The organism is Sphingomonas sp. MMS24-J45 (genome assembly GCF_044881195.1).
Taxonomy (GTDB): domain Bacteria; phylum Pseudomonadota; class Alphaproteobacteria; order Sphingomonadales; family Sphingomonadaceae; genus Sphingomonas.
Map to the genome: position 1 here is coordinate 2,106,609 of NZ_CP173255.1, position 21,727 is coordinate 2,128,335.

Annotated in this window: 24 protein-coding genes and 1 tRNA gene; 12 read left to right on the top strand and 13 right to left on the bottom strand. The window is 64.7% G+C overall.

The features are described 5' to 3' along the window. Positions 1–131 precede the first annotated feature (131 nt). Together AB5I39_RS10410 and AB5I39_RS10415 are read left to right on the top strand one after the other, a co-directional pair. Positions 132–2,189 (top strand): M13 family metallopeptidase, encoded by a 2,058-nt coding sequence (locus tag AB5I39_RS10410; protein WP_404366204.1) that lies wholly within the window; start codon positions 132–134, stop codon positions 2,187–2,189. A 50-nt stretch (positions 2,190–2,239) separates the two neighbouring features. Further along, positions 2,240–3,073, top strand: a complete 834-nt coding sequence (locus AB5I39_RS10415) for a TauD/TfdA dioxygenase family protein (protein ID WP_404366207.1) — start codon at positions 2,240–2,242, stop codon at positions 3,071–3,073. A 39-nt stretch (positions 3,074–3,112) separates the two neighbouring features. On the opposite strand, the gene AB5I39_RS10420 is transcribed toward AB5I39_RS10415, so the two are convergent. The 3 genes from AB5I39_RS10420 to pgi are packed head-to-tail and all read right to left on the bottom strand — an operon-like array spanning position 3,113 to position 6,534. Beyond that, on the bottom strand, positions 3,113–3,634 hold the full coding sequence (locus AB5I39_RS10420) for a hypothetical protein (RefSeq protein ID WP_404366210.1): 522 nt from the start codon (positions 3,632–3,634) through the stop codon (positions 3,113–3,115). Between the two features lie 51 nt (positions 3,635–3,685). Further along, complete coding sequence (gene gorA / locus AB5I39_RS10425; RefSeq protein ID WP_404366212.1) at positions 3,686–5,038, bottom strand: glutathione-disulfide reductase; 1,353 nt, start codon at positions 5,036–5,038, stop codon at positions 3,686–3,688. Beyond that, positions 5,035–6,534, bottom strand: coding sequence for a glucose-6-phosphate isomerase (gene pgi, locus AB5I39_RS10430; protein WP_404366214.1), 1,500 nt, complete (start codon positions 6,532–6,534; stop codon positions 5,035–5,037). Before pgi ends, gorA begins: the two co-directional genes overlap by 4 nt. A 108-nt stretch (positions 6,535–6,642) precedes the next feature. On the opposite strand from pgi, the gene lepB reads away from it, so the two are divergent. From lepB to era, 3 genes are all read left to right on the top strand, one after another. After that, complete coding sequence (gene lepB, locus AB5I39_RS10435) at positions 6,643–7,473, top strand: signal peptidase I (RefSeq protein WP_404366217.1); 831 nt, start codon at positions 6,643–6,645, stop codon at positions 7,471–7,473. Beyond that, positions 7,470–8,138, top strand: coding sequence for a ribonuclease III (gene rnc / locus AB5I39_RS10440; protein ID WP_404366220.1), 669 nt, complete (start codon positions 7,470–7,472; stop codon positions 8,136–8,138). Before lepB ends, rnc begins: the two co-directional genes overlap by 4 nt. Positions 8,139–8,250: 112 nt before the next feature. Next, on the top strand, positions 8,251–9,156 hold the full coding sequence (gene era / locus AB5I39_RS10445) for a GTPase Era (protein ID WP_404366223.1): 906 nt from the start codon (positions 8,251–8,253) through the stop codon (positions 9,154–9,156). 49 nt (positions 9,157–9,205) lie between these two features. Here era and AB5I39_RS10450 read toward each other — a convergent pair whose 3' ends face one another. Then, positions 9,206–9,475 (bottom strand): GCG_CRPN prefix-to-repeats domain-containing protein, encoded by a 270-nt coding sequence (locus AB5I39_RS10450; RefSeq protein WP_404366226.1) that lies wholly within the window; start codon positions 9,473–9,475, stop codon positions 9,206–9,208. 111 nt (positions 9,476–9,586) lie between these two features. Further along, a complete protein-coding gene (locus AB5I39_RS10455; RefSeq protein WP_404366228.1) occupies positions 9,587–10,288 on the bottom strand; it encodes an NAD-dependent deacylase in 702 nt (233 codons plus the stop codon). A 285-nt stretch (positions 10,289–10,573) separates the two neighbouring features. Between AB5I39_RS10455 and dapB the strand changes: the two genes are divergently transcribed. Genes dapB through AB5I39_RS10475 form a run of 4 tightly spaced genes read left to right on the top strand, consistent with a single transcriptional unit; the run spans position 10,574 to position 13,200 of the window. Continuing rightward, positions 10,574–11,302 carry a 4-hydroxy-tetrahydrodipicolinate reductase gene (gene dapB / locus AB5I39_RS10460; protein WP_404366231.1) on the top strand — a complete coding sequence of 243 codons (729 nt, stop codon included), beginning with the start codon at positions 10,574–10,576 and terminating at the stop codon, positions 11,300–11,302. Then, positions 11,299–12,168: a YwqG family protein gene (locus AB5I39_RS10465; protein ID WP_404366234.1), complete on the top strand. Its 870-nt coding sequence runs from the start codon at positions 11,299–11,301 to the stop codon at positions 12,166–12,168. The genes dapB and AB5I39_RS10465 overlap by 4 nt, the downstream gene beginning before the upstream one ends. Beyond that, positions 12,165–12,827, top strand: coding sequence for an endonuclease III (gene nth / locus AB5I39_RS10470; protein ID WP_404374109.1), 663 nt, complete (start codon positions 12,165–12,167; stop codon positions 12,825–12,827). The genes AB5I39_RS10465 and nth overlap by 4 nt, the downstream gene beginning before the upstream one ends. A 1-nt stretch (position 12,828) precedes the next feature. Then, on the top strand, positions 12,829–13,200 hold the full coding sequence (locus AB5I39_RS10475; RefSeq protein ID WP_404366237.1) for a hypothetical protein: 372 nt from the start codon (positions 12,829–12,831) through the stop codon (positions 13,198–13,200). 374 nt (positions 13,201–13,574) lie between these two features. Here the strand turns inward: AB5I39_RS10475 and AB5I39_RS10480 are convergent, their stop codons facing one another. After that, positions 13,575–13,883 (bottom strand): helix-turn-helix domain-containing protein, encoded by a 309-nt coding sequence (locus AB5I39_RS10480; protein WP_404374111.1) that lies wholly within the window; start codon positions 13,881–13,883, stop codon positions 13,575–13,577. 412 nt (positions 13,884–14,295) lie between these two features. Between AB5I39_RS10480 and AB5I39_RS10485 the strand changes: the two genes are divergently transcribed. Continuing rightward, positions 14,296–14,511 (top strand): hypothetical protein, encoded by a 216-nt coding sequence (locus tag AB5I39_RS10485; RefSeq protein WP_404366240.1) that lies wholly within the window; start codon positions 14,296–14,298, stop codon positions 14,509–14,511. A gap of 85 nt (positions 14,512–14,596) precedes the next feature. Here AB5I39_RS10485 and AB5I39_RS10490 read toward each other — a convergent pair. Both AB5I39_RS10490 and AB5I39_RS10495 read right to left on the bottom strand, forming a co-directional pair. Beyond that, positions 14,597–14,673: transfer RNA gene (locus AB5I39_RS10490), tRNA-Arg, on the bottom strand. 176 nt (positions 14,674–14,849) lie between these two features. Further along, positions 14,850–15,053 (bottom strand): hypothetical protein, encoded by a 204-nt coding sequence (locus AB5I39_RS10495; RefSeq protein WP_404366243.1) that lies wholly within the window; start codon positions 15,051–15,053, stop codon positions 14,850–14,852. Between the two features lie 451 nt (positions 15,054–15,504). On the opposite strand from AB5I39_RS10495, the gene AB5I39_RS10500 reads away from it, so the two are divergent. Next, the gene (locus AB5I39_RS10500; RefSeq protein WP_404366246.1) at positions 15,505–15,810 is read left to right on the top strand and encodes a hypothetical protein; all 306 of its coding nucleotides are present in this window, start codon (positions 15,505–15,507) and stop codon (positions 15,808–15,810) included. 3 nt (positions 15,811–15,813) lie between these two features. Here the strand turns inward: AB5I39_RS10500 and AB5I39_RS10505 are convergent, their stop codons facing one another. Beyond that, a complete protein-coding gene (locus AB5I39_RS10505; protein WP_404366249.1) occupies positions 15,814–16,344 on the bottom strand; it encodes a hypothetical protein in 531 nt (176 codons plus the stop codon). A gap of 536 nt (positions 16,345–16,880) precedes the next feature. Between AB5I39_RS10505 and AB5I39_RS10510 the strand changes: the two genes are divergently transcribed. Next, complete coding sequence (locus AB5I39_RS10510; RefSeq protein WP_404366251.1) at positions 16,881–18,665, top strand: asparagine synthetase B family protein; 1,785 nt, start codon at positions 16,881–16,883, stop codon at positions 18,663–18,665. Positions 18,666–18,698: 33 nt separating this feature from the next. On the opposite strand, the gene AB5I39_RS10515 is transcribed toward AB5I39_RS10510, so the two are convergent. From AB5I39_RS10515 to AB5I39_RS10530, 4 genes are read right to left on the bottom strand one after another with little or no spacing between them, the layout of a single operon-like run. Continuing rightward, the gene (locus AB5I39_RS10515; RefSeq protein WP_404366254.1) at positions 18,699–19,550 is read right to left on the bottom strand and encodes a sulfotransferase domain-containing protein; all 852 of its coding nucleotides are present in this window, start codon (positions 19,548–19,550) and stop codon (positions 18,699–18,701) included. After that, on the bottom strand, positions 19,547–20,470 hold the full coding sequence (locus tag AB5I39_RS10520; RefSeq protein ID WP_404366257.1) for a hypothetical protein: 924 nt from the start codon (positions 20,468–20,470) through the stop codon (positions 19,547–19,549). The genes AB5I39_RS10515 and AB5I39_RS10520 overlap by 4 nt, the downstream gene beginning before the upstream one ends. Then, the gene (locus tag AB5I39_RS10525) at positions 20,467–20,772 is read right to left on the bottom strand and encodes a PqqD family protein (RefSeq protein WP_404366260.1); all 306 of its coding nucleotides are present in this window, start codon (positions 20,770–20,772) and stop codon (positions 20,467–20,469) included. Before AB5I39_RS10525 ends, AB5I39_RS10520 begins: the two co-directional genes overlap by 4 nt. Next, positions 20,759–21,616: a hypothetical protein gene (locus AB5I39_RS10530; RefSeq protein WP_404366263.1), complete on the bottom strand. Its 858-nt coding sequence runs from the start codon at positions 21,614–21,616 to the stop codon at positions 20,759–20,761. Before AB5I39_RS10530 ends, AB5I39_RS10525 begins: the two co-directional genes overlap by 14 nt. Between the last annotated feature and the right edge of the window lie 111 nt (positions 21,617–21,727).

The following is a 21,727-nucleotide window of genomic DNA, read 5'->3' on the forward strand; positions in this document are numbered from 1 at the left end:
GCAGCGGCGTTACAACGCACCCAACCGCACGAGGAATCTGGCCTTCAACGGGCCGCCGACGCTTCGCCGTTGCGCCGTTTTTCGGCCACCGCTATATCAGGGCAATACACGTTCAAGAGGGGATGTTTTCAATGCGCCGTGCCACGTTCTTACGTTTGTCCGCCGCCGCCGCGATTGCCGCGCTGACGGTTCCGGGGCTCGCTCCAACTGTCGCCAAGACCACGACCAAGGCCGGCCCGCGCTACGGCACGTTCGGCATCGATCTGACCGCGCAGCAGCGCACGCTGAAGCCGGGCGACGATTTCTGGACCTATGCGAACGGCAATTGGGACAAGCGCACGCAGATCGCGCCCGATCGCACCTCGGCGGGTTACGGCGTGATCCTGACCGACGAGGCCGAGCAGCAGGTCCGCGCGATCGTCGCCGATCTTGCCGCCAATCCCAAGGCCTATGGCGTATCGGGCCAGCAGATCGGCGACATGTATGCCAGCTGGATGGACGAAGCCGCGATCGAGGCGCGTGGCACCGCGCCGCTGCAGCCCTATCTCGCCAAGATCGCCGCCGTGAACGACAAGGCCGCGCTGCAGACGCTGTTCGCCAGCGTCGGGTACGCCTCGCCGGTCGAACTCGGCCAGCTGCCCGATCCGACCAACCCGACGCGCTATGTTGCCGCCGCCTCGCAAGGCGGGCTCGGCATGGGCGGGCGCGATTATTATCTGCTCGAAGGGGCGAAGTATGACGCTTTCCGCAAGGCGTACCGCGACTATGTGATCCAGATCCAGACGCTGGCCGGCATCCCCGATGCGACCGCCAAGGCCGATGCGATCATCGCGCTCGAAACCGCGATGGCGAAGGAGCAGTGGAGCCCCGAGCGTCAGCGCAACCTGATGGAAATGTTCAAGCCGATGGACCGCGCCGGCATGAAGAAGCTGGCGCCCGAATTCGACTGGGACTTGATGCTCAAGACCGCGGGTCTCGACAGCATCCCGACCGTCATCATGGCGACCAGCACCGCGCTGACCGCGAACGGCAAGATGCTCGACAGCGTGCCGCTGCAGACGTGGAAGGACTGGATGGCGTTCCGCTTCGTCAGCGATCACGCGCAATTCCTGCCCAAGCGCTTCGACGATGCGAGCTTCGCGTTCTACGGCAAGACGCTGAGCGATCAGCCGGCGCAGCGCGCGCGGTGGAAGCGCGGCGTGGCGATGGTGAACGGCGCGCTGGGCGAGGCGGTCGGCAAGATTTATGTCGAGCGGCACTTCCCGGCCGAAAGCGAAGCCAAGATGGGTGAGCTGATCGCCGATCTGCGCGGCGCGCTGGCCGAGCGGCTGAAGAGCAATGGCTGGATGGACGAAAAGACCAAGGCGGCCGCGATCGCCAAGCTCAACGCGTTCGAACCGCGCATCGCGCATCCGGTGAAGTATATCGATTATGCGCCGCTGAAGATCGACCGCAATGATCTGATCGGCAACGCCATCCGTGCCGGCGAATTCCGCCACGAACTCGATCTGCAGCGGCTGACCAAGCCGGTCGACCGCTCGCTGTGGGACATGACCCCGCAGACGGTGAATGCCTATTACAACCCGTTGATGAACCAGATCACCTTCCCGGCCGCGATCCTGCAGCCGCCCTATTTTGATGCGAAGGCGGATCCGGCGGTCAATTACGGCGCGATCGGCGCGATCATCGGGCATGAGATCGGCCACGGCTTCGACGATCAGGGCAGCCTGTTCGACGGCTCTGGCAAGATCGCCAATTGGTGGACGCCCGAATCCAAGAAAGCGTTCGCCGCGCGCACCGCGGCGCTCGGCACGCAATATGACGCGTATGAGCCGATCCCCGGCACCAAGATCAACGGCAAGCTGACGATGGGCGAGAATATCGGCGATCTCGGCGGGCTCGAAATGGCCTATGCCGCGTACCAGCGCTATCAGGCGAAGCACGGCAAGGCGCCTGTCATCGGCGGGCTGACCGGCGACCAGCGCTTCTTCCTGTCCTTTGCCCAGGCGTGGCAGGCCAAGGTCCGCGAAGGCGCGGCGCGCGCGCGGTTGCTGACCGACCCGCACTCGCCGCCTTACTACCGCGTCAACGGAATCGTGCGGAACGTGGATGCCTGGTACGCCGCGTTCAACGTGAAGCCAGGCGACAAGCTGTACCTGCCGCCCGAACAGCGCGTCCACATCTGGTAAATCCGCCTGCCTTCGCCCATGCTGCGCTCCATAAAATAAGGAGAGGCAGCATGGGCGAAATGCAAATCAAGCCGCTGGCCGCGCATTGCGGGTCGGAAGTCACCGGGGTCGATGTGCGGTCGATCGGCGATGCGGAGATGGCGGCAATCCGCACGGCGCTCGCCGAAACCGGTGTCGTCCTGCTGCGCGATCAGCAGCTAAGCCCGGAAGATCACATCGCCTTCGCGCGCCGCTGGGGCGAGATCGACGTCAACAACTACTTCCCCGCAAACGGCGGCCATCCCGAAATCGCCGAGGTCCGCAAAGCCGAGACGCAGTTCGTCAATATCGGCGGCGGCTGGCATACCGATCACAGCTATGATCCGGTACCCGCGATGGGATCGATCCTCGTCGCGCGCGAATTGCCCCCGGTTGGCGGCGATACGCTGTTCGCCAGCATGGGCGCGGCCTATGACGCGCTGTCGGACGGGCTCAAGGCGACGCTCGGCACGCTCCGCGCGGTGCACAGCGCCGATCACATCTACGGCCGCGACGGCATCTACGCCAAGACCGACCAGGCCGCCGATCTGAAGGGCCACGACATCAGCGCCACCGCCGTCCACCCGGCGGTGATCCGCCACCCGGTGACGGGGCGACGGCTGCTCTACGTCAACCCCGCCTTCACGCTCCATTTCGAAGGCTGGACGCGCGAGGAAAGCCAGCCGCTACTGCAATATCTGTATTCAGTCGGGATGCGCGACGAATTCCAGTGCCGCCTGCAATGGCAGCCGGGTTCGGTCGCGGTGTGGGATAACCGCGCGACCTGGCATTTCGCGGCGAACGATTATCAGGGGCACCGGCGGCTGATGCACCGGATCACGATTTCGGGGGTGGCGTTGGAGTAGGGCGGGGCGGGCGGCCATGGTCGCAATCAGACATATTAGTCAGTTGCCGGACCAAATGCCGAACTTTCCGGGTTCGGGTGTTGCAACCGTCGTAAGATGCGTAACCAATCGAGGGTTGAGGCCCGACATTGTGATAAGAAATAGATGAAGGTTTGGCACCTCAGAGTCTGAGTTTGCATTGCCAGGGTAAATCTCTTCGGCGCAAGCGGCAAAAATGCCCCCATCAGTATTAACTAGTAGAACGAGCCTTTTGTTTTTTTGTTCGTTTAAAAACATCTTGCCGAATATGTCGAATGTCGTCGGAGGCAGCGGATCGAGCCTGGTCAGCTCATCCGCAAGGTCGCCCTCCATTGGGGAGCCGTCAGCCATCAGGCGCTTGGTGAATAACTCGCGAAATCCTAGTTCGTCACGCCGCCACCACGCTTCAAACAGCCGCTGGATTTGCTGATTTTCCAGACCCGAAGAGCGGGGCGACTTGAGAGCGAACGAGCGCGCCGCCGCAGAGGTGGCGGCTAAGGTTGGCAAAGCGGCTAATAAGGCGAACAGGCTTCTGCGATCCATCGAGGCACGATGGTCGCATGTCGAAGTGCCCGCAAGGGGCACCCGCCCCCCCTACCGCAACAAAACCAATTCCTCTGCCATTGACGGATGCAGTGCGACCGTCTGGTCGAACGCATCCTTGGTCAGCCCCGCCTTCACCGCCACCGCCGCCGCCTGCAAAATCTCCGGCGCGTCCGGGCCGATCATGTGCAGCCCCAGCACGACGCCAGACTCCGCATGGCACACCATCTTGTACAAGGCGCGCTCGTTGCGGTTGGCGAGCACGTTCTTCATCGGGCGGAAGTCGGAGGTGTAGACCTTGACCGATCCGAACTTGTTCTTGGCCTGCGCCTCGGTCAGGCCGACGCCCGCCATCGGGGGATGGCTGAACACCGCGCTCGGGATATTCTCGTAATCCACCCGGGTCGGCTTGCCGCCGAACATCGTGTCGGCAAAGGCCTGCCCCTCGCGGATCGCGACCGGTGTCAGCTGCACACGGTTGGTCACGTCGCCGACGGCATAGATGCTGTCGCAGGTCGATTTGTTGTCGGCATCGACCACCACCGCGCCCGCGTCGTCCAGTTCCACCCCGGCATTCTCCAGCCCAAGGCCAGCGGTGTTGGGCGCGCGCCCGGTCGCGAACAGCACACAATCGACGTCGATCGGCTCGTGATTGGTCATCGATACGCGCAGGCACCCGTCGGGCTGCTTTTCGATCCCCTGGAAGGTCGCGTTGAAGCGGAAATCGAGCCCCTTCATCATCGAAATCTGCAACAGCCGGTCGCGGATCAATTCGTCATAGCCGCGCAGGATCACGTCGCTGCGGTTGATCAGCGTCACCTTGGTGCCGAATTCGTTGAAGATGCCGGCGAATTCATTGGCGATATAGCCCGCGCCCGCGATCAGGATGCGCTTCGGCACCGCATCGAGGTGGAACACTTCGTTCGAGGTGATGCCGAGTTCATGCCCCGGGCATTCCGGTACGATCGGCGTCGCGCCCGTCGCGATCAATATGTATTTCGCGGTCACTTCACGCCCGCTGCCCAGCGTCAGGCTGTGCGGCCCGGTGATCGTTGCGCGGTCGAGGATGATCTCGACGCCATTGTTGTTAAGCGTGGCGGTGTAGGCGCCGTTGATCCGGTCGACCTCCTCCATCACGTTGTCGCGCAGCCGCTTCCAGTCGAAATTGAGGTTTTCGGGCACGTCCCAGCCGAAGCGCCGCGCGTCCTTCAAATCCTCGGCGAAATGCGCGCCGTAGACGAGCAGCTTCTTGGGCACGCAACCGCGAATGACGCAGGTCCCGCCGACGCGATATTCCTCCGCCACCGCCACCTTCGCCCCATGCGCCGCCGCCACGCGCGACGCGCGCGTTCCGCCGGAACCGGCACCGATGACGAAGAGGTCGTAGTCGTACGTGTCGCTCATGCTGCGTCCCCGAATGCGCGCTTGATGAGGTCAGCCGTCGAGGCGTCGAACTCTTGCCCGCCCTTGTCCGCCGCCTTGGCCATTTCCTTGCCGAGTTCGACCCCGAACTGGTCGAACGAATTGATGCCGAGCAGCACGCCGTTCACAAAGGTGCGCTGTTCGTAAAAGGCGATCAGCGCGCCCAATGTGCGCGCGTCCAGCACGTCGAGCAGGATCGTCGAGCTTGGCCGGTCCCCGGAATAACTGCGCGCGAGGTCGTCGTTGGGACGGCCCTTCATCAGCGCGGCCCCTTGCGCGAACGCATTGAGCAGCAATTGCCGGTGATGCTCCTCCGACAGCGTATCGCCCGGTTCGATCACCGCGACGAATTCGACCGGCACCAGATGCGTGCCCTGATGCAGCAACTGAAACACTGCGTGCTGTGCATCGGTGCCGACCCCGCCCCAGGTTATCGCCGCGGTCGGCCGGCCGACCGGCTGGCCGTCGGCGGTCACGCCCTTGCCGTTCGATTCCATTTCGAGCTGCTGGAGGTAGGACGGCAGCAACCGCAGCCGCTCGTCATAGGCAAAGGTCGCGCGCGTCTCGGCATGGCGGACCTGCGTATAATACAGGTCGGCGAACGCGGCGAGCGCGGGGGCGTTCTGGTGCAGCGAGGTCTGGCGGAAATGCCGGTCCATTTCGCCCGCACCCTCAAGCAATTCTTCGAAGCAATCCCACCCAAGCGCGAGCGCCGCCGGGAATCCGATCGACGACCAGAGCGAGTAACGCCCGCCGACGCTCTCGGCGAAGGGCAGGACGCGGGTTTCGTCGACGCCCCATTCGACCGCCTTGTCGGGGTCGGCGGTCAGCGCGACGACGCGGCCGTACGCATCCTCGACACCATGCTCGCCCATCCATTGCAGCACCGAATCGGCGTTGGTCAGCGTTTCCTTGGTGGTGAAGGTCTTGGACGCGATCACCAGCAGCGTGGCGGTCGGATCGAATTTGGCGAACACTTCCTCCAGCGCCGCGCCGTCGATGTTCGACACGATCGCGACCTCATAGCGGCTATCCTCGCGCCCCAGCGCATCGACCAGCAGATCGGGCCCGAGCGCCGATCCGCCGATCCCGACGTGCAGCACATGGCGGATTTCGCCCAGCGCCCCGCCCTCGATCGCGTCGATCAGCGCGCGCATCCGGGCGTGCAGCACGCGTGCCCTGGCGACATCGTCCTCGCTGCCCTCGCCGCGTTCGGCGACGTGCGTGACGGAACGGCCCTCGCTGGCGTTAACCACTTCGCCCGCGAACAGCGCCTCGCGCTTGCCGTGCAGATCCTGTGCCTTGGCCAGCGCGCTGAACGCGGCGACGGCGTCGGCGGTCAAATGCGTCTTCGACCAGTCGAAATGAATCCCCGCCACATCGACGCTGAACGTCGCCAGCCGCGCCGCATCCTCGGCAAACAGCGTTTCGAGCCGGGGGGCGGGCAACGCCTCGATCGTGGTCCAGTCGGCAGCCATGGGAACCTCGTTACGTCTTGGGGAAGGGGTGTGCGTTAGATTGCCCTAGCGCCGCCCGGTTACAACCGCCAGCTTGACGGGATCGCACCGCAGCACCAAACCGCGCGGATGGCCGACACCGACAAACCCACCCGCATCAAGCGCGCGAAACCGCCGCGCTCGGAAACGCGCGAGACGCTGGTTTTCCTAGCGAAGCTCGCGCTGATCGTGTTCGTGCTGCGCAGCTTCATCGTCGCGCCGTTCAGCATCCCCTCGCAATCGATGCTGCCACGGCTCTACATCGGCGACTATCTGTTCGTGTCGAAATGGAATTACGGCTATTCGCGCTGGTCGTTGCCGTTCGGCCTGCCGCTGATCCCCGGGCGGATCCTGGGCCGCGATCCGGCGCGCGGCGATGTCGTGGTGTTTCGCGGGCCCGAGGGCAACGATCATGACGTGATCAAGCGCGTCATCGGCCTGCCCGGCGATACGATTCAGATGCGCAACGGGCAGGTGATCCTGAATGGCACCGCGATCCCGAAGCAACGCATCGCCGACTTCATCATCCCGCTGAGCCCCAATTACCCCGGCGGCACCGAATGCCCGACCGAGTTCGAGGACAGCGTCGATGGCAAGCCCGTCTGCCGCTACCAGCAATTCCGCGAGACGCTGCCCAACGGCAAGAGCTACGCCGTGCTCGATCGCGGTGAACAGCCCAATGCCGACGACACCGGCGTGTATCAGGTGCCCGCCGGCAACGTCTTCGTGATGGGCGACAATCGCGACGACAGCGGCGACAGCCGGTTCGATCCGCCGCAGGGCATGGGTTACGTCCCGATGGATCGGATCGAGGGACGCGCGATGGTGTCGTTCTTCTCGACCGATGGCTCGGCCAGCTGGTTCCTGCCGTGGACTTGGTTTTCCGCCGCGCGCTGGGAGCGGATCGGGGAAGGGTTTTGAGCGAGCCGCTGCGCGAATGGCTGACGCAGGCGCTGGGGCATCGGCCGCATGACCTCGCGCCTTACGAACGCGCGCTGACGCATGGCAGCCAGGCGGCGGCCAATTACGAACGGCTGGAATTTCTGGGCGACCGCGTGCTCGGCCTCGTCATGGCGGAATGGCTGTTCGAACTTTTCCCGCAGGAACCCGAAGGCGCATTGTCGAAGCGGCTCAACGCGCTGGTGACGGGCGCGATCTGCGCCGATGTCGCGCGCGGCCTCGGCGTCGCCGCACATCTCCGCCTCGGCAAGCAAGCGCGCGACGATGGCGCGTCGGATTCGGACAATGTGCTGGGCGACGTGATGGAGGCGCTGATCGGCGCGCTCTATCTCGAAACCGGGCTCGACGGCGCGCGCGGCGCGATCCGCAGTGCTTGGGGCGACCGCGCATCCCGCGTCCTGTCCGCCCCGCAACACCCCAAGTCCGCGCTTCAGGAATGGGCCGCCGCGCACAATCGCAAGGCCCCGGCGTACGAAGTGGTCGAACGCTCCGGCCCGCACCACGCCCCGCGCTTCCGGGTGAAGGCCACGCTCGGCACCTTTGCCGAAGCTGAGGCGGAGGGCAGTTCGAAGCAGGAGGCGGAGACCGCGGCGGCGGCGGCGTTGCTGGGGAAGGTGCGGAAATAACCCCTCCCGCCACCCCGGACTTGTTCCGGGGTCCACTGCGGGGCATGAGCAACACCAGTGGTTGCGTACCACGGTGGACCCCGGGACAAGCCCGGGGTGACGAAAGTGATATATGACCGAACCCACCCCCCAACGCTGCGGCCTCGTCGCGGTCCTCGGCGCGCCTAACGCGGGCAAATCGACGCTCGTCAACGCGCTCGTCGGGCAGAAGGTCGCGATCGTCAGCCCCAAGGCGCAGACCACGCGCGTGCGGCTGATGGGCGTGGCGATCGAGGGCGATACGCAGCTGCTGTTGGTCGATACGCCGGGGATTTTCGAGCCCAAGCGCCGGCTCGACCGGGCGATGGTGCAGGCGGCGTGGGGCGGCACCGAGGGGGCCGATGTTCTGGCGCTGGTGGTCGACGCCAAGGGCGGGCTTGGTGCCAAGGTCACCGACATCGCCGAAGCGATCAAGGACCGGCGCGAACCGAAATACCTCATCCTCAACAAGGTCGATCTCGCCGACAAGGGCAAGCTCCTGCTCCATGCCGAGCGCCTGACGGGCCTCGTCCCGTTCGACGAAGTGTTCTTCGTCAGCGCATCGACCGGTGACGGCCTGCCGGAACTGAAGGCGCATCTCGCCGCGCGGATGCCCGAAAGCCCGTGGCACTTCCCGGAGGATCAGGTGTCGGATGCGACCGAGCGCAGCCTTGCTTCGGAGGTGACGCGCGAGCAGCTCTATCTCCAGCTCCACGCCGAACTGCCCTACGCCTCCGCAATCGAAACCGAGCAATATAAGGAACGCGAGGACGGGTCGGTCGAAATCCACCAGCAGATCCTGGTCGAACGTCCGACGCAACGCGCGATCGTGTTGGGGAAGGGCGGCGCGCGGATCAAGGAAATCGGCGCGCGCGCGCGGGCCGAATTGAGCGGCATCATGGGCCGCCCGGTGCATCTCTATCTGCACGTAAAGGTGCGCCCCGGCTGGGACGACGAACGCGATGTTTACCGCGACATGGGGCTGGACTGGGTCGATTGATCCCCGACGTAAAGAGGGCGGGTCCGCTCCGAACCCGCCCTCTCGGTGATCAGCGATAGCGCCAGCCGTTGCGATAGCGATAGCGGTGCTGCCAATAGCGGCGGCCATCCCAATAGCCGCGTCGCTCGTAGAAGCGCCCGACGACCAGCCGCCCCGGCGCGACGTAGACACGGTTGCCGATATTCGGGCGGCAATATCCCGCTGGCCCGCGGTGCGCGCCGCGACCGCAGCCATCGCGTGCTTCGGCGGGGGTGGAGGCGACGGTGGCGCCTAACGTGGCCGCGCCGGCAAGCAGAGCGGCGGCAAGCAGGTTCTTCATGATGACCTCTCGACGATAGTTTTTTACGGGCAGCCCAAATCGGGACCGGCGCAACAACGGTTGATCGCGATCAAGTTTCCACAACGTCCGCTTCGGGCCGTTCGCGTATACTCAGGCGGCGAGCAGTTCCTCGACCCAGGCCGGCACCAGCACCCCCGCCGCGCCCAGCCGGGTCTCGTGGAAATAACCGCTCCCGGCGGAGCGTTCGAGGTTGAGCTCCAGCGTCTCGGCACCGGCATAGCGCGCGCCCTGCACGAACCCGGCGGCGGGATAGACCGCGCCCGACGTGCCGATCGACACGAACAGATCGGCCTCGGAGAGCGCGCGTTCGATTACGTCCATGTGATACGGCATCTCGCCGAAGAACACGATGTCGGGCCGTAGCGCTGCCTTTCCGCAGGTGGCGCACATACTCCCCGGCGGCAGCGGCTCCTCCCACGCCTCGCGCGCCCCGCACCGCGCGCACAATGCCGATCGCAGCTCGCCGTGCATGTGCAGCAACCGTTTCGCGCCCGCGCGCTCGTGCAGATCGTCGACATTCTGCGTCACGATGAGAAGCTCGCCGGGCCATTCAGCATCCAGCCGCGCCAGCGCCCGGTGCGCCGCATTGGGCTCGACCGCGGACAGCGCCGCCCGCCGCGCATCGTAGAACCGATGCACCAGTACCGGATCGGCCGCCAGCGCCTCGGGCGTGCAGACATCCTCGACCCGGTGCCCCTCCCAAAGGCCGCCGGGCCCCCGAAACGTCGCGATGCCGGATTCCGCGGAGATTCCCGCGCCGGTGAGGATGACGATGTTGCGGGGGGCGGTCATGGCGAACAGAATAGCGGCCGGTTTGGCGATCGGCTATGGGCGCGCGACCACGCGGACCGCCGCTGCTGTCCTACACGCCGGTGATCTGTCACACTGGGCGGACCCGCTATCGCATCCGCCATGGTGCCGCCTCCGGATCGATCCGCCCCGGATCGTCCAAAAAACCGCGTTGCGGGTGGCACTTTCGGCACTTTCGCCCGCGCTTGCGGTCGATTGTGCATCCCGTGCTTGGCATCCGCGGCGCCGACCCGGTAGAGCCGCCGCTTAGGAATCAGGAGAGCGAAGATGGCCGCGATCGGCATTATCGGCAGTGCGGGGCGGATGGGGCAGGCGCTCGCCGGGGTGGTGATCGATCTCGGCGCGACGCTCGCCGGGGGGATCGATGCCGGGGGCGATCCGGTCGCGCTGGCGGAAAGCGCCGACGTGCTGATCGATTTCTCGACCCCCGCCGCACTGGAGCGCACGCTCGCCGCGGCGCGTGCCACGCGCACCCCGATCCTGATCGGCACCACCGGCCTGTCGGCAACGCATCACGCGCTGATCGATGCCGCCGCGGCCGAGATTGCGGTGCTGCAGACCGGCAATGTCTCGCTCGGCGTCACCTTGCTGGCGAAGCTGGTGCGCGATGCGGCCGCGCGGCTCGGGCCGGACTGGGATATCGAAATCCTCGAAATGCACCACCGGCACAAGGTCGATGCGCCCTCGGGCACCGCGCTGCTGCTCGGCGAGGCGGCGGCGGCGGGGCGCGGCATCCCGCTCGCCGAGGCGAAAGTCGCCGATCGCGCCGGGCTGACCGGTGCACGCTCGGAGGGGACGATCGGCTTTGCCAGCCTGCGCGGCGGATCGGTCGCGGGCGATCATCTTGTCGTGTTCGCCGGCGAAGGCGAGCGGATCGAAATCGGCCACCGCGCCGAAAACCGCGCGATCTTCGCCCGCGGCGCAATCACGGCCGCGCTGTGGCTGATCGGCAAACCCGCCGGGCGCTACGGGATGGAGGAGGTGCTGGGGCTGTGATCGGCTTCCTCCAACGCCTGTTCGGCGGGGAACGGCCTTCCGCCGCCGCCCCTCGGCGAACGACCAAGCCACCGCTTCCCGAGGCTGAGCTTGAGACGTTCAAGACCTGGTTCCTGCAGCAGACGTGTCCAGCCATCGCCCTTACCCCGGATGCGAGCCTGCCGATCGCGGCCACCGGATCGCGCCTTGGCGGCCCGGCATGGCTGGCCGCCGGGGAGGACTGGCCGCGCGACCGCCGCGGCGTTCCGCTCGAATTCATCGCACAACTCGATTGCACCGACTGTCGCGAGCTAGGCGGCTATCCCGACACCGGGATCATCCAGTTCTTCGTGGCGCGTAACGATCTGTACGGTGCCGATTTCGATGATCCGGCGGGCGCGGCCATGCTGGTCCGCCGCTGCGATATCGCAGCAGCAGGCGCGCTCGTCTCGCCGCCGCCGCTCGCGCTGGTCGCCGGTCTGGAATGCTCGGATTGCTCGCCATTTGAGAATCTCGCGGTACGCGCGACCGGCATCGGCCTGCGCCCGACGTTGATAACCGACCGGATCGACCGGACCGTGATGGCGGCGGAGCAGCGGGTGATGGGCTTGTACGAACGCTACGACGCCACCGCGCTCGAGGGCTTCCTCAGAAGCGAAGCCAAGGCGCGTCCGCCGCGGCATCATAGCGGCGGCTATCCCGTGTTTACGCAGGACGACGTGCGCTTCAGGCCCGCCTTTGCCGACTTCGATCATGTCCTGCTGCGGCTGACCTCGGACACCTATCTGATGTGGGGCGACGCGGGGGAGTGCCTGTTCCTGATCCGCAGCGAGGATCTCGCCCGCGGCGATTTGTCGCGCGTCGCCTATTCGTGGGACTGCTATTGAAGAAGGCCGACGTCATCGAGTTCTACACGCGGCTGGCGGCGGAGAACCCGCATCCGGAAACCGAGCTCGCGTACGGCAATCCGTATCAGCTCGTCGTCGCGGTAGCGCTGTCGGCGCAATCGACCGATACCGGCGTCAACAAGGCCACGCGGCGCCTGTTTCAGGAGGTGACGACGCCCGAGCAAATGGTCGCGCTGGGCGAAGCAGGGCTGAAGGAGCACATCAAGACGATCGGCTTGTTCAACACCAAGGCCAAGAACGTCATTGCGCTGTCCGAGAAGCTGATCGCCGATCATGGCGGCGAGGTGCCCGCCGACCGCGCCGCGCTGGAGGCGCTGCCCGGCGTTGGGCGCAAGACCGCCAATGTCGTGCTCAACGTCGCGTTCGGCGCGGAGACCTTCGCGGTCGACACGCACATCTTCCGCGTCGGCAACCGCACTGGTCTCGCGCGCGGCAAGACGCCGCTTGCGGTGGAGTTGAAGCTCGACAAGGCGACGCCGCAGCCGTTCCGGCAACACGCTCATCACTGGTTAATCCTGCACGGCCGATATGTCTGCAAGGCCCGGACGCCCGAATGCTGGCGCTGCATCGTTGCCGATCTGTGTGCGCTCAAGCCCAAGACCGTGGCGCCCAAGGTCCGCGCCAAACAGGAGACATGAGATGCGTATGCTGCTCGCCGCGCTCGCCTTTACCGCATTTGCCGCCCCCGGCATGGCGCGCGACCGCCAGGCCATTCCGCCCGCAGCCGAGGTCGGCAAGCCCGAAAGCTGTATCCAGCTGCGCCAGATTCGCGAGACCCGGGTGCACGGCGACCGCACGATCGATTTCATCATGCAGGGCCGCAAAGTGTATCGCAATACGCTGCCCAATGCCTGTCCCGGCCTGGGGTTCGAAGAGCGCTTCACCTATGAGACCAGTCTTAGCCAGCTTTGCTCGGTGGACATCATCACCGTGCTTTATTCCACACCCGCCCTGCAACGCGGTGCCAGCTGCGGCCTGGGCGCATTCCAGCCGGTCACGCTCGCCAAATAGCGGCAACGCAAGGGCTGGCGCAGCGCCCGCGCCTTTGCTAGGCGAAGCATCAGGCACCCGTAGCTCAGCTGGATAGAGCGCTGCCCTCCGAATTAACGATATTGGACGCGAAACCGCAGAAATCCGCCGTTTTCCGTTGCCAAAACCCCTGATTCCGCCTCTTTGGCGGCGCTAATTTATGTACACTTTATGTACACTCCCGCCAATTCTGGTTGGACATTGCCGATTATTTGGTCGTGGTGCGGTTGGCATTTGCGTCGCTCGCTGTAGCATATCGCTAACCATCAGAAGCGGTTGTCGCCCGGCTTTTCTCTTGAAAGCGGCTTTCTCTTGAGCCCTCTCACCGGACGGGGTCGGCGGCTTCCAAGGCACCCTCAACCGCCCTCTTGATCCATCAACAAGGAGTCGAGGAACAGGTGCGGGTCGAAGCCGACAGCCCGAGCGAAGTTCACGAACTCGACAAGATCAACGCGTCGCTGCCCCTTTTCAACATCAGCGATGAAGGACTGAGGCCGCTGTAACCGCAGGGCAAGCTGCGCCTGCGTTAAACCGGCCTCTATTCTGCTCTGTTTCAGCAGCTGCGCCGCCCGTTCGTGCAGTGAGGTGCCAATGCTGCGGGTTATCGGAGAATCTCCTATTTTGCCCGCGCTACATTTTTGATTGCATAAATCTGAAATTGGGATATTTGTTGATCATGCCGACAGCAGATGCATACGAAATGAACGAACACCTATTTGGCGATCAGTTCAGGTTCTTCGCCGAAGCGCTCGCCGACCCGAATGCGGAAAGGCGGGCTAACGCATTGGCCATGTTGGAAATCTACCTTGAGGACTGTCTAAAGCCTATACGATCTCTTCAAGTTGAGGTCGGCCGCGCGGCTCGCATGACGCGCTTAGCGGGTAAATCAGCCAACCCGCTTCCCAGCAGTAGCAACCGAGAGCGGCCAGCGGCTGGGAATCGAAGTGGTCAGCCTCCAGCGCCCGACGCACCTGATTGGCAACCTCCGCCCGGTAGGAATCTATTCTCGGAACGAGGGAGTATCCACAGAACGCCCGCGACTTGCTTGAGCCCTGCACGAGAGGGCTTCTTGGACGAATGCTGCGGAACCGGGGCTACAAGCTGGAGATCACGCACTACAAGAAGGACAAGGGCCTATCTCGCGTCTACATGTTTGATCCATGGGCGGACCCCGCGCTCATCCAAATCAGCACCTTTGAGATGGGTGAGACGCCCTATTGGGCTTCGATGTATGACGAAGCTATGTACCTACATCTTGAGCGCAAGCGCGACGGGACCCGCTACGGCGAGTAGCATACGCATAGCTCGACAAATTAACTATCTAGAGCCCGCGCGCGACGCGGCGCGTTGCTGCGTTTGATACGCAATGCCGCATGGATGGCGCATCCGGCAGGATTCGAACCTGCGACCCCCGCCTTCGGAGGGCGGTACTCTATCCAGCTGAGCTACGGATGCGTGCCATGCCTATGCCTCTCGTGAACCCATCGGTCAACGCTTTGGGACGATCGACACAGCTATTATGGCTCGGCGACGAGAGATCGCAATGAAGCTTGCCGCTGGCTCACACTTTGATCACATCGTTGATACGCCGATCTCCACGTACTTCCCGAACATGACGGTGACCCTGTAGTTTATATCTCGACGACGCACTGGACGCGTGATGTGCCGATTGCGACGCCTGCCAGCACGTCATCACCGTCCCGCTGTGTCATGCGTCCCTCGACAAAACGCTGACCCGACAACAGCGCGTTAAGGGCTCTGATTGACGATGCTTCGACCTCAAGCTCGTCGGGCTGGGCGTTTCCGATCAGGTGGAAGCGAAATGTGCCCATCAAGCGGCAATCCGCCCGCGCTGCCAGCAGCGCTTCAATCGACGCGCCATCGCAAGGTGGAGAACAGGCTCGCAGCGATTTCACCGAGTATCGCTAGAGCCATGCTCACTTAAACTAACCGTCAAGCTGGTTTGACATCCTGCCTTGCGAAGGCACTATGAGTTAGCGTTCAGCTATGGACATCGCATGTCCATAGCCAATTATCCGATATTCGGATCATATTCTCTAAGATATTGAAAATACTGGCTTTTCTTTGCTGGTAAGCCAGATAAGGCTGTATCCCTCCGAAGGCAGAGGCCACTGGTTCGAATCCAGTCGGGTGCACCAAACGAGCCGTCAGCTAAGCGTTGGGCGCTGCTATCGCGATCTGTCATGGATGGCGCGACAGCGCGTCCGATAGATTACGCGCAAAGACGCGAAGCTGTGACAGGTCGTTTGGCCGGTAAAGCGCAACTTGTGGGACGGCGGAAACGACCTGCGCCGTCTGCAGGAACAACCGGGGTTCCGCGCCCATTTCCTGCGCGGCTTCGAAACGGTAGATCTGGCGACGGACATGCTGCAGCGCCTGTATGCCCTTGATCGGGGCGAGCAGCGCGTCGGTGGGGTGGCGTGCGATTTCCAGATGGCAGATCGCGGCGAGCGGACGGGCGTCGGGCCGGGTCGTCTGCGCAACGGGCCGTTCGAACTTGTCGCGGCCGAGCGTCGAGCGGATTTGCGGCCCGGCGCGAAGATTCAGCGCGTCGAGGCTGTCGCGCCATAATTTCTACGTCGGGTTGGCCGGCAGGATCATCGGCTGTGCGCCGCTCAAGTCGATGACTGAAATGTCGTCCGACAGCAACGTGTGCCCCAGCTCGATCAGCGCGGCTGCCGTGGTCGATTTGCCAGCGCCCGAGTCTCCGGCGAAGGAGAAGGCGCGGCCACCGATTTCGATCGTGCTAGCGTGGAGCGGGAACAGGCCGCGCTGATGACACAGAAAGCCGAAGACCGTACCGAGCAGGAACAAGGCAAGCTTCGGTTCGGACACGCCGGGCGCCGCCGCGACCGTGACGTGGCGGCCGCCCTCGACCAGGAAGGCGCCGACATCGCGAATGTTAACGCGCACCGCGCCGTCGGGCGCGACCTGGAAGCGGGTGCCACGCGCGCCCTCCAGCCGATCGGGCACGCTGCCGGCAACAATCCGGATGTCGGCGTGCGACCCTGCCGCATCCGCACCCGCTTCATCCTCAACAAGCGACGCGCCGCCCAACGGGAAGTCCGATGCAATGCGGAGGCCACACAGGCAATACTTCGGCATCTGGCGCGTCCCCGGAATATCCATCGGCCTTAGGGGAGAATATAGCGCGCGCGATAGCCTTCACTTTCAAAGCGCCTTTGTTGAATGGCAAAAAGGCGCTGCACCTATGGAGGTGTCTCCGGCACGGCAAATTTGAGAAGGCGCTGTCGGCAGCGCTATTTCGGAAAACTGAATGGCTATTAAAGGAGAGCTTCCTTTCAGATGGCTTGCGAGTCAGGGTAAAACGATGCAAGGTTGATCGCCAAGATTTTGTTGGGGACGTACTATGGAACAGCAAGCGCCCACACCGACTCTGCAGGCTTCCGATCCGGCCCCACGGCCGGCATGGCTGGCACCCTCGCTGGAAGTTGTGCCGATCTCGGCCACCGCCAATAATCAGATCGGCCCGGGCTGCGAAGGGTCGATTTTCTCCAACTCTTCCTGATCGCACAGGCATGCCGTATTTAAGGGGCGTTGTCGGTGACGGCGCCCTTCATTATGGGATAATGCCGCTGGCTGGGGCGGCGCCGGGATGTGATGCACATTCGCCCACGACGTTGCACAGCGACCATGCCCTTTTCCAACAGATCTGCATCCCGACCACGCCAGAGGCGATCGGCGAAGTCCTGCCCGCGCGGTTCGGGCAGGGGCGGTATTGGCTCGGTTTCGACGGCCGGCTCGACAATCGGGAGGATCTGGCGCGCACGCTGGCGATTGGACGGATCGCCGATATGCCGGACAGCATCCTCGTCGCGCGGGCCTGGGAACATTGGGGCGAAGACACGCCGGCGCATCTGCTCGGGGATTTCGCGGCGGCCGTGTGGGACGAGAAGACACGCACGCTGACACTCGCGTGCGACCAGACCACCGGCGGTCGACCGATCTTCTACCATGCGACCGAGAAGCGGCTGATCTTCTCCACAAATCTCGCAAAACTGTTGGTCATGCCGGATGTACCGCGCGCGCTCGACCCCGCGCAGCTGGCTCGGGCGGCGCAGTGGAGTTGGCCGGGAAACGGGCGCTCGCCCTTCCAGCACATTGCGCAAGTGCCCCCCGCGGGGAGGGTGCGCTGGTCGGAGAACGGGCTCCGCATCGACCGCTACTGGCAACCCGACTGGTCGCGGCGGATCCGCTATCGCCGGGATAGCGATTATGTCGAGGCGGCGCGTGAATTGCTCGATCGCGCTGTAGCCGCGCAGAGTCGGGTGATCGGCCCGCTGATGGCGGAACTGTCGGGCGGACTCGATTCGACTGCGATCGTGGCTACGGCAGCGCGCGCGCAGCCGCACCGGCCGATGATCAGCGTTACGGCGGTGTCCGAGGACCAGGCGATCCTGCCGGCCCAACCACCCCACGTCTTTTACGACGAATGGGCGCGCGTTCAGGCGGTGGCGACGCTCTACCCCAATCTCACCACGCTGCGGGTGCCGGCCGCGCCAATGACCGCGGAGATGGCTGATCCGCGCCGGCAATTCGTTCTTACTGGCACGCCGGGCGCCAACCCCTTCGACAGCAGTTGGTTTGACCCCGCGCGGCAGCGGTTGCGCGATCTGGGCGCGAGCGCGGTACTGGTCGGCAGTGCCGGTAACCTGACGCTTTCGGCACAACGGCTTTCCTATCTCGCCGATCTGGCGGCGCGCGGCCGTTGGTTCGGGCTGCTGCGTCATGCCTGGAGTTTGGGGAATGGCCCAGGCGATGCCACGACGCTGGCAGTGCTGCGGCGTGCAGCCGCGCGGGTGCGGAGCGGGCGCGGCGCCGCAACCCAGGCCTTGGGCCCCGCAGTCGCCGAACGATATCGGCGGCCGGAGCCCGATCGAACCGCGCAGGCGGACGGGCGGTTTGCGGCCGATTGGCAGGGTTTTTTCGAACGCACCGTCGAAAGCCGAAGGATCGCCAATCATGCGGCCCGCGCGCTGCATGGGTTGGAAACGCGCGACCCCTTGGGATATTTGCCGTTGCTGGAGTTCTGCTTTGCGATCCCGCGCGAGCAGTATCTGCGCGACGGTGTGCCACGCGCGCTGGCGCGGCGTGTGCTGGCGGATCGCTTGCCACTGCAGGTGGTGCAGGAGCAACGGATCGGACGGCAATGTCCGGAGCTGGCGGCACGCATTGGCGGTCAGCGCGAATGGTTACGCGCCACGCTGGTGGATGTCGCGCGTTCGCCGCTTGCCGCCGAGATTCTGGACACCGCATGGATTGGCACGACGATCGCCGCGATCCCGGCCGATGTGCGCCTGCTTGGCGCCGAGGCCATCACCCCGCTGCGACGCGTGGCGGCGGGGTTGCAGGTCGGTCAGTTCGTTACCTGGGTCGAGGATGGCTGCGCGGGTCTGGAGGCGTGAGCGCGCCGCAGCGGAAAGAGCAGGGCACCGGAGCTAGCAATAGCCGAGTCGCGCCATGGCCGTCCCATGATCGCGTTCAATCCGCGCGCTTTGCGCTGGCGATAGCCGGTCGCGCCAAGCCCCTGCAGTGCCGCTGAGAAAGAAGCGCGGGGCGGCTTGCGGGCGCTCGGCAAATCCGGCCTGATCTTCCTGTGCGCGGAGCGTGTCGAACGCCGTCGCCGCGACCGCCGCGGCGATTGCATCTGTGTCAGAGGGGATGCCGATCCCGTCGGCAACGCGTTGCAGCACCGCGGCGGTATCGTGGCGCATGTCTTCATAGCGGACCACGATGGGCGGGCAGGGCGCGTGATCGAGCCAGCTTTCGACATTCTCGCTCCACGCGCCGATGCGCTGTGGCAATTGCAGCGGAAGCCCGGTAGTGGCGGCGCTGACGGTATACCCTGGCTCGGCCATCGCAGCGATCGCCGCATCGATCGTCCGCCCGGCATGGTTGGCGAGCGATACCGCGACGTCACGCGGATCGCGCGCCAGGTAGACCACGCCAGCGGTGGCGTCGGCAGGGAAGAGCGGGGTGCCGAGCGGGCTCGCACCGCAGGCTTCATGCGTCTTCCACAATGCGGATTCGCGGAGCGTGGCGGCGACGCGCCGATAGACCTCGGCTCGGCACTCGACAATTTCGCTTGCGGTCAGATCGGCACTGTCGATGTCGAGCAGGGTGTCGAAATGGCGGCGCGAGGCGGAGATCGTGTCCTCGTCGCCGCCGAACCGGTTGATGTCGACCGCTTGCCCACCCGCACGCAGGCTGGCGAGCGCCAGGCGCATCCAGGTGTTGCCCGACTTCAAATAGGAAGCGAGCCAGATGATGCCAGGGCGCCCGCTGCTCATGGCGTGCTCCACACACCAGCCTCACGCAGGATCGTCGGCAGGGTTTGGGTAAAGTCGCGCAACTCGCCGAAAGCCGTTGGGCGGCGCAGGATCAACTGCGGCACGCGCGCAATATGCGACGCTTGCAGGAACAATGCCGTCTCAAGCCCCATCTGTTGCGCCGCGTTCAAACGCGCAGCCTGACTGCGCACCGCTTGCACTGCGGCACCGCCAAGCAGGCGATCGGTCACCGGTCGCGCGCGCTGGAGCGGCTCAAGGTAACAGATCGCGGAGAGCGGGCGCGGCTGCGGGATAAACGCGGTATCAGCGCGATGCTCGAACTTCTGCATTGCCGGATCACGTCGCACCGCCGCCCACGGCACGATGCCGAGCGCATCGAGACTGTCACGCCACAGCCGCAGCATCGGGCTGGTCGGCAGCACCAATACGGGATCTGCCGCAGAGTCGATCACGGTGAGATCGTCGCTGAGCAAACGATGCCCCGCTTGCAGCAAAGCGGCGGTCAAAGTGGATTTGCCGACGCCCGAGCCCCCCGCTAACGCAACGACGCGCCCGTCCATCTCGACCGCGCTCGCGCGCATCGCGAACAGCCCGCGCTGAAGCCACAGCAGGGGGGCTGCGGCGCGCAGCAGAAACAGCGGAATCGCCGCGCTCTCGCCGCCTGCCGCCGGGGCGACGGTGATGCGCGATCCCTCTTCGATCCGGAAACTAGCGACAGCGGGGATAGTGACCCGGGCATCGCGGTCACCGCCCAACTGCAGAAAGGGCGCGTCATAATGAAGGTCAGGCAGCCGGTCTGGCACCGGACCGAGTGTGATTTCGATCTCGGGCAAGGAGTCCGCCCCGGCCCAAGGCAACAAATCGGGCAGCGCCACCTCCGACGCGATGCGGTAACCGCACAGGTGATAGGCGAAGCTCAAGCGACGATTCGTAGGAGCCCGACCTCAATCAAGCGGTTGGCGAAGACCAGCACATCCTGTTCAACCTGTTCCGGTGTCGCATCGAAGGTGCTCGCCATTGTGGCGCAAATCGCCCGCAGTGTCGTCTCTTGTTTGGCGTGCTGCAGGATCGTCGAGCCGGTGGCGTTCAGGTTCAAATAGACACCGCGGGCGATGTCGAGCACGACGGTCTCGCCGTCGACGGTTGCCGACAAATTGGTGCCGGTCGCCTGAATCCGGTCGTCTAGCGTCAGCACAGTGGTCACCCCTTCACGTCTCTTCATCTGTGGTCGGCGAATATCGCACCACCGGCGACGCTATCGCCTCACCGCCGGTAAAATCCGCATAGCTTTCATCGCCCAGTTGGAAGGCGATTTGCAGCATTCGCAAGCGCGCGGCGGCATCGCGCTGGGGTTTGGGGCGGGGAGCGGGGCGGGCGTCGACGAATCGTTCGGCCAGCGCGGCTTCCACCTCCGCCAGCCCGGGCGGAAAACGATACTGGTCGGACGGGCCACATGCGCGTTCATAGGCATGGCAGCCGCGCCTGATTTCCATCGGCACATCCGGACCAAGCCGCGGATCCGCATCGACCACTCCGCGCAGCGAAGCATAAGCGGTACGGGTTGCAGACAAATCCCCGCCATAGACCAGAGCCAGATAGACGTTTGGGCTGCCCGGATCGAGCGCCTCGACCTTGATCTTGCTCGAATAAGGCGTCGCATCGAGCACCTCCTTGAGCGCGAACAGAGCGCGGATCGTGGCCGGGCGTATCCATATCTTGAAGCATGCGCTGCAGCCTTGCGGTACCTGGGCGGCTCGATAGACTTCGGCAAACAGGAAATGGTGAAGCAAGTGGCACGGCGCGTCGAAGCTGCCCGGGGTGCTGATAGTCGGCGTGTCGGAGGCTAGCGCGCGTTCCCGTCCGGCGTCGCTGGGCAGGCAGAATTGCCCCGGTTCGTTCTCGATTAGCCGGCCATCGGCGATCGCCTCCGCCAGGGCCGCGGCGATGGTGCGGCCGCCAACCACAAACCCAGCGACCGCGGGGGCGAGGCCGAAGTCCGGCGAAAGCGGGGAAGATGCCGTCGGTGCCACGGCGGGGGTGGTGGCAGAGCCTGCTGTGCGACGCAAGCAGTCGTCGGCGCGCGGAACGGCCGCCTTGCAATGCAGCACGCACCGTAAGTGCCCGCCTTTGGGCCCATGTCAGCGATCAAGCTGTTCTCAGGATCACAATCTCCCAAT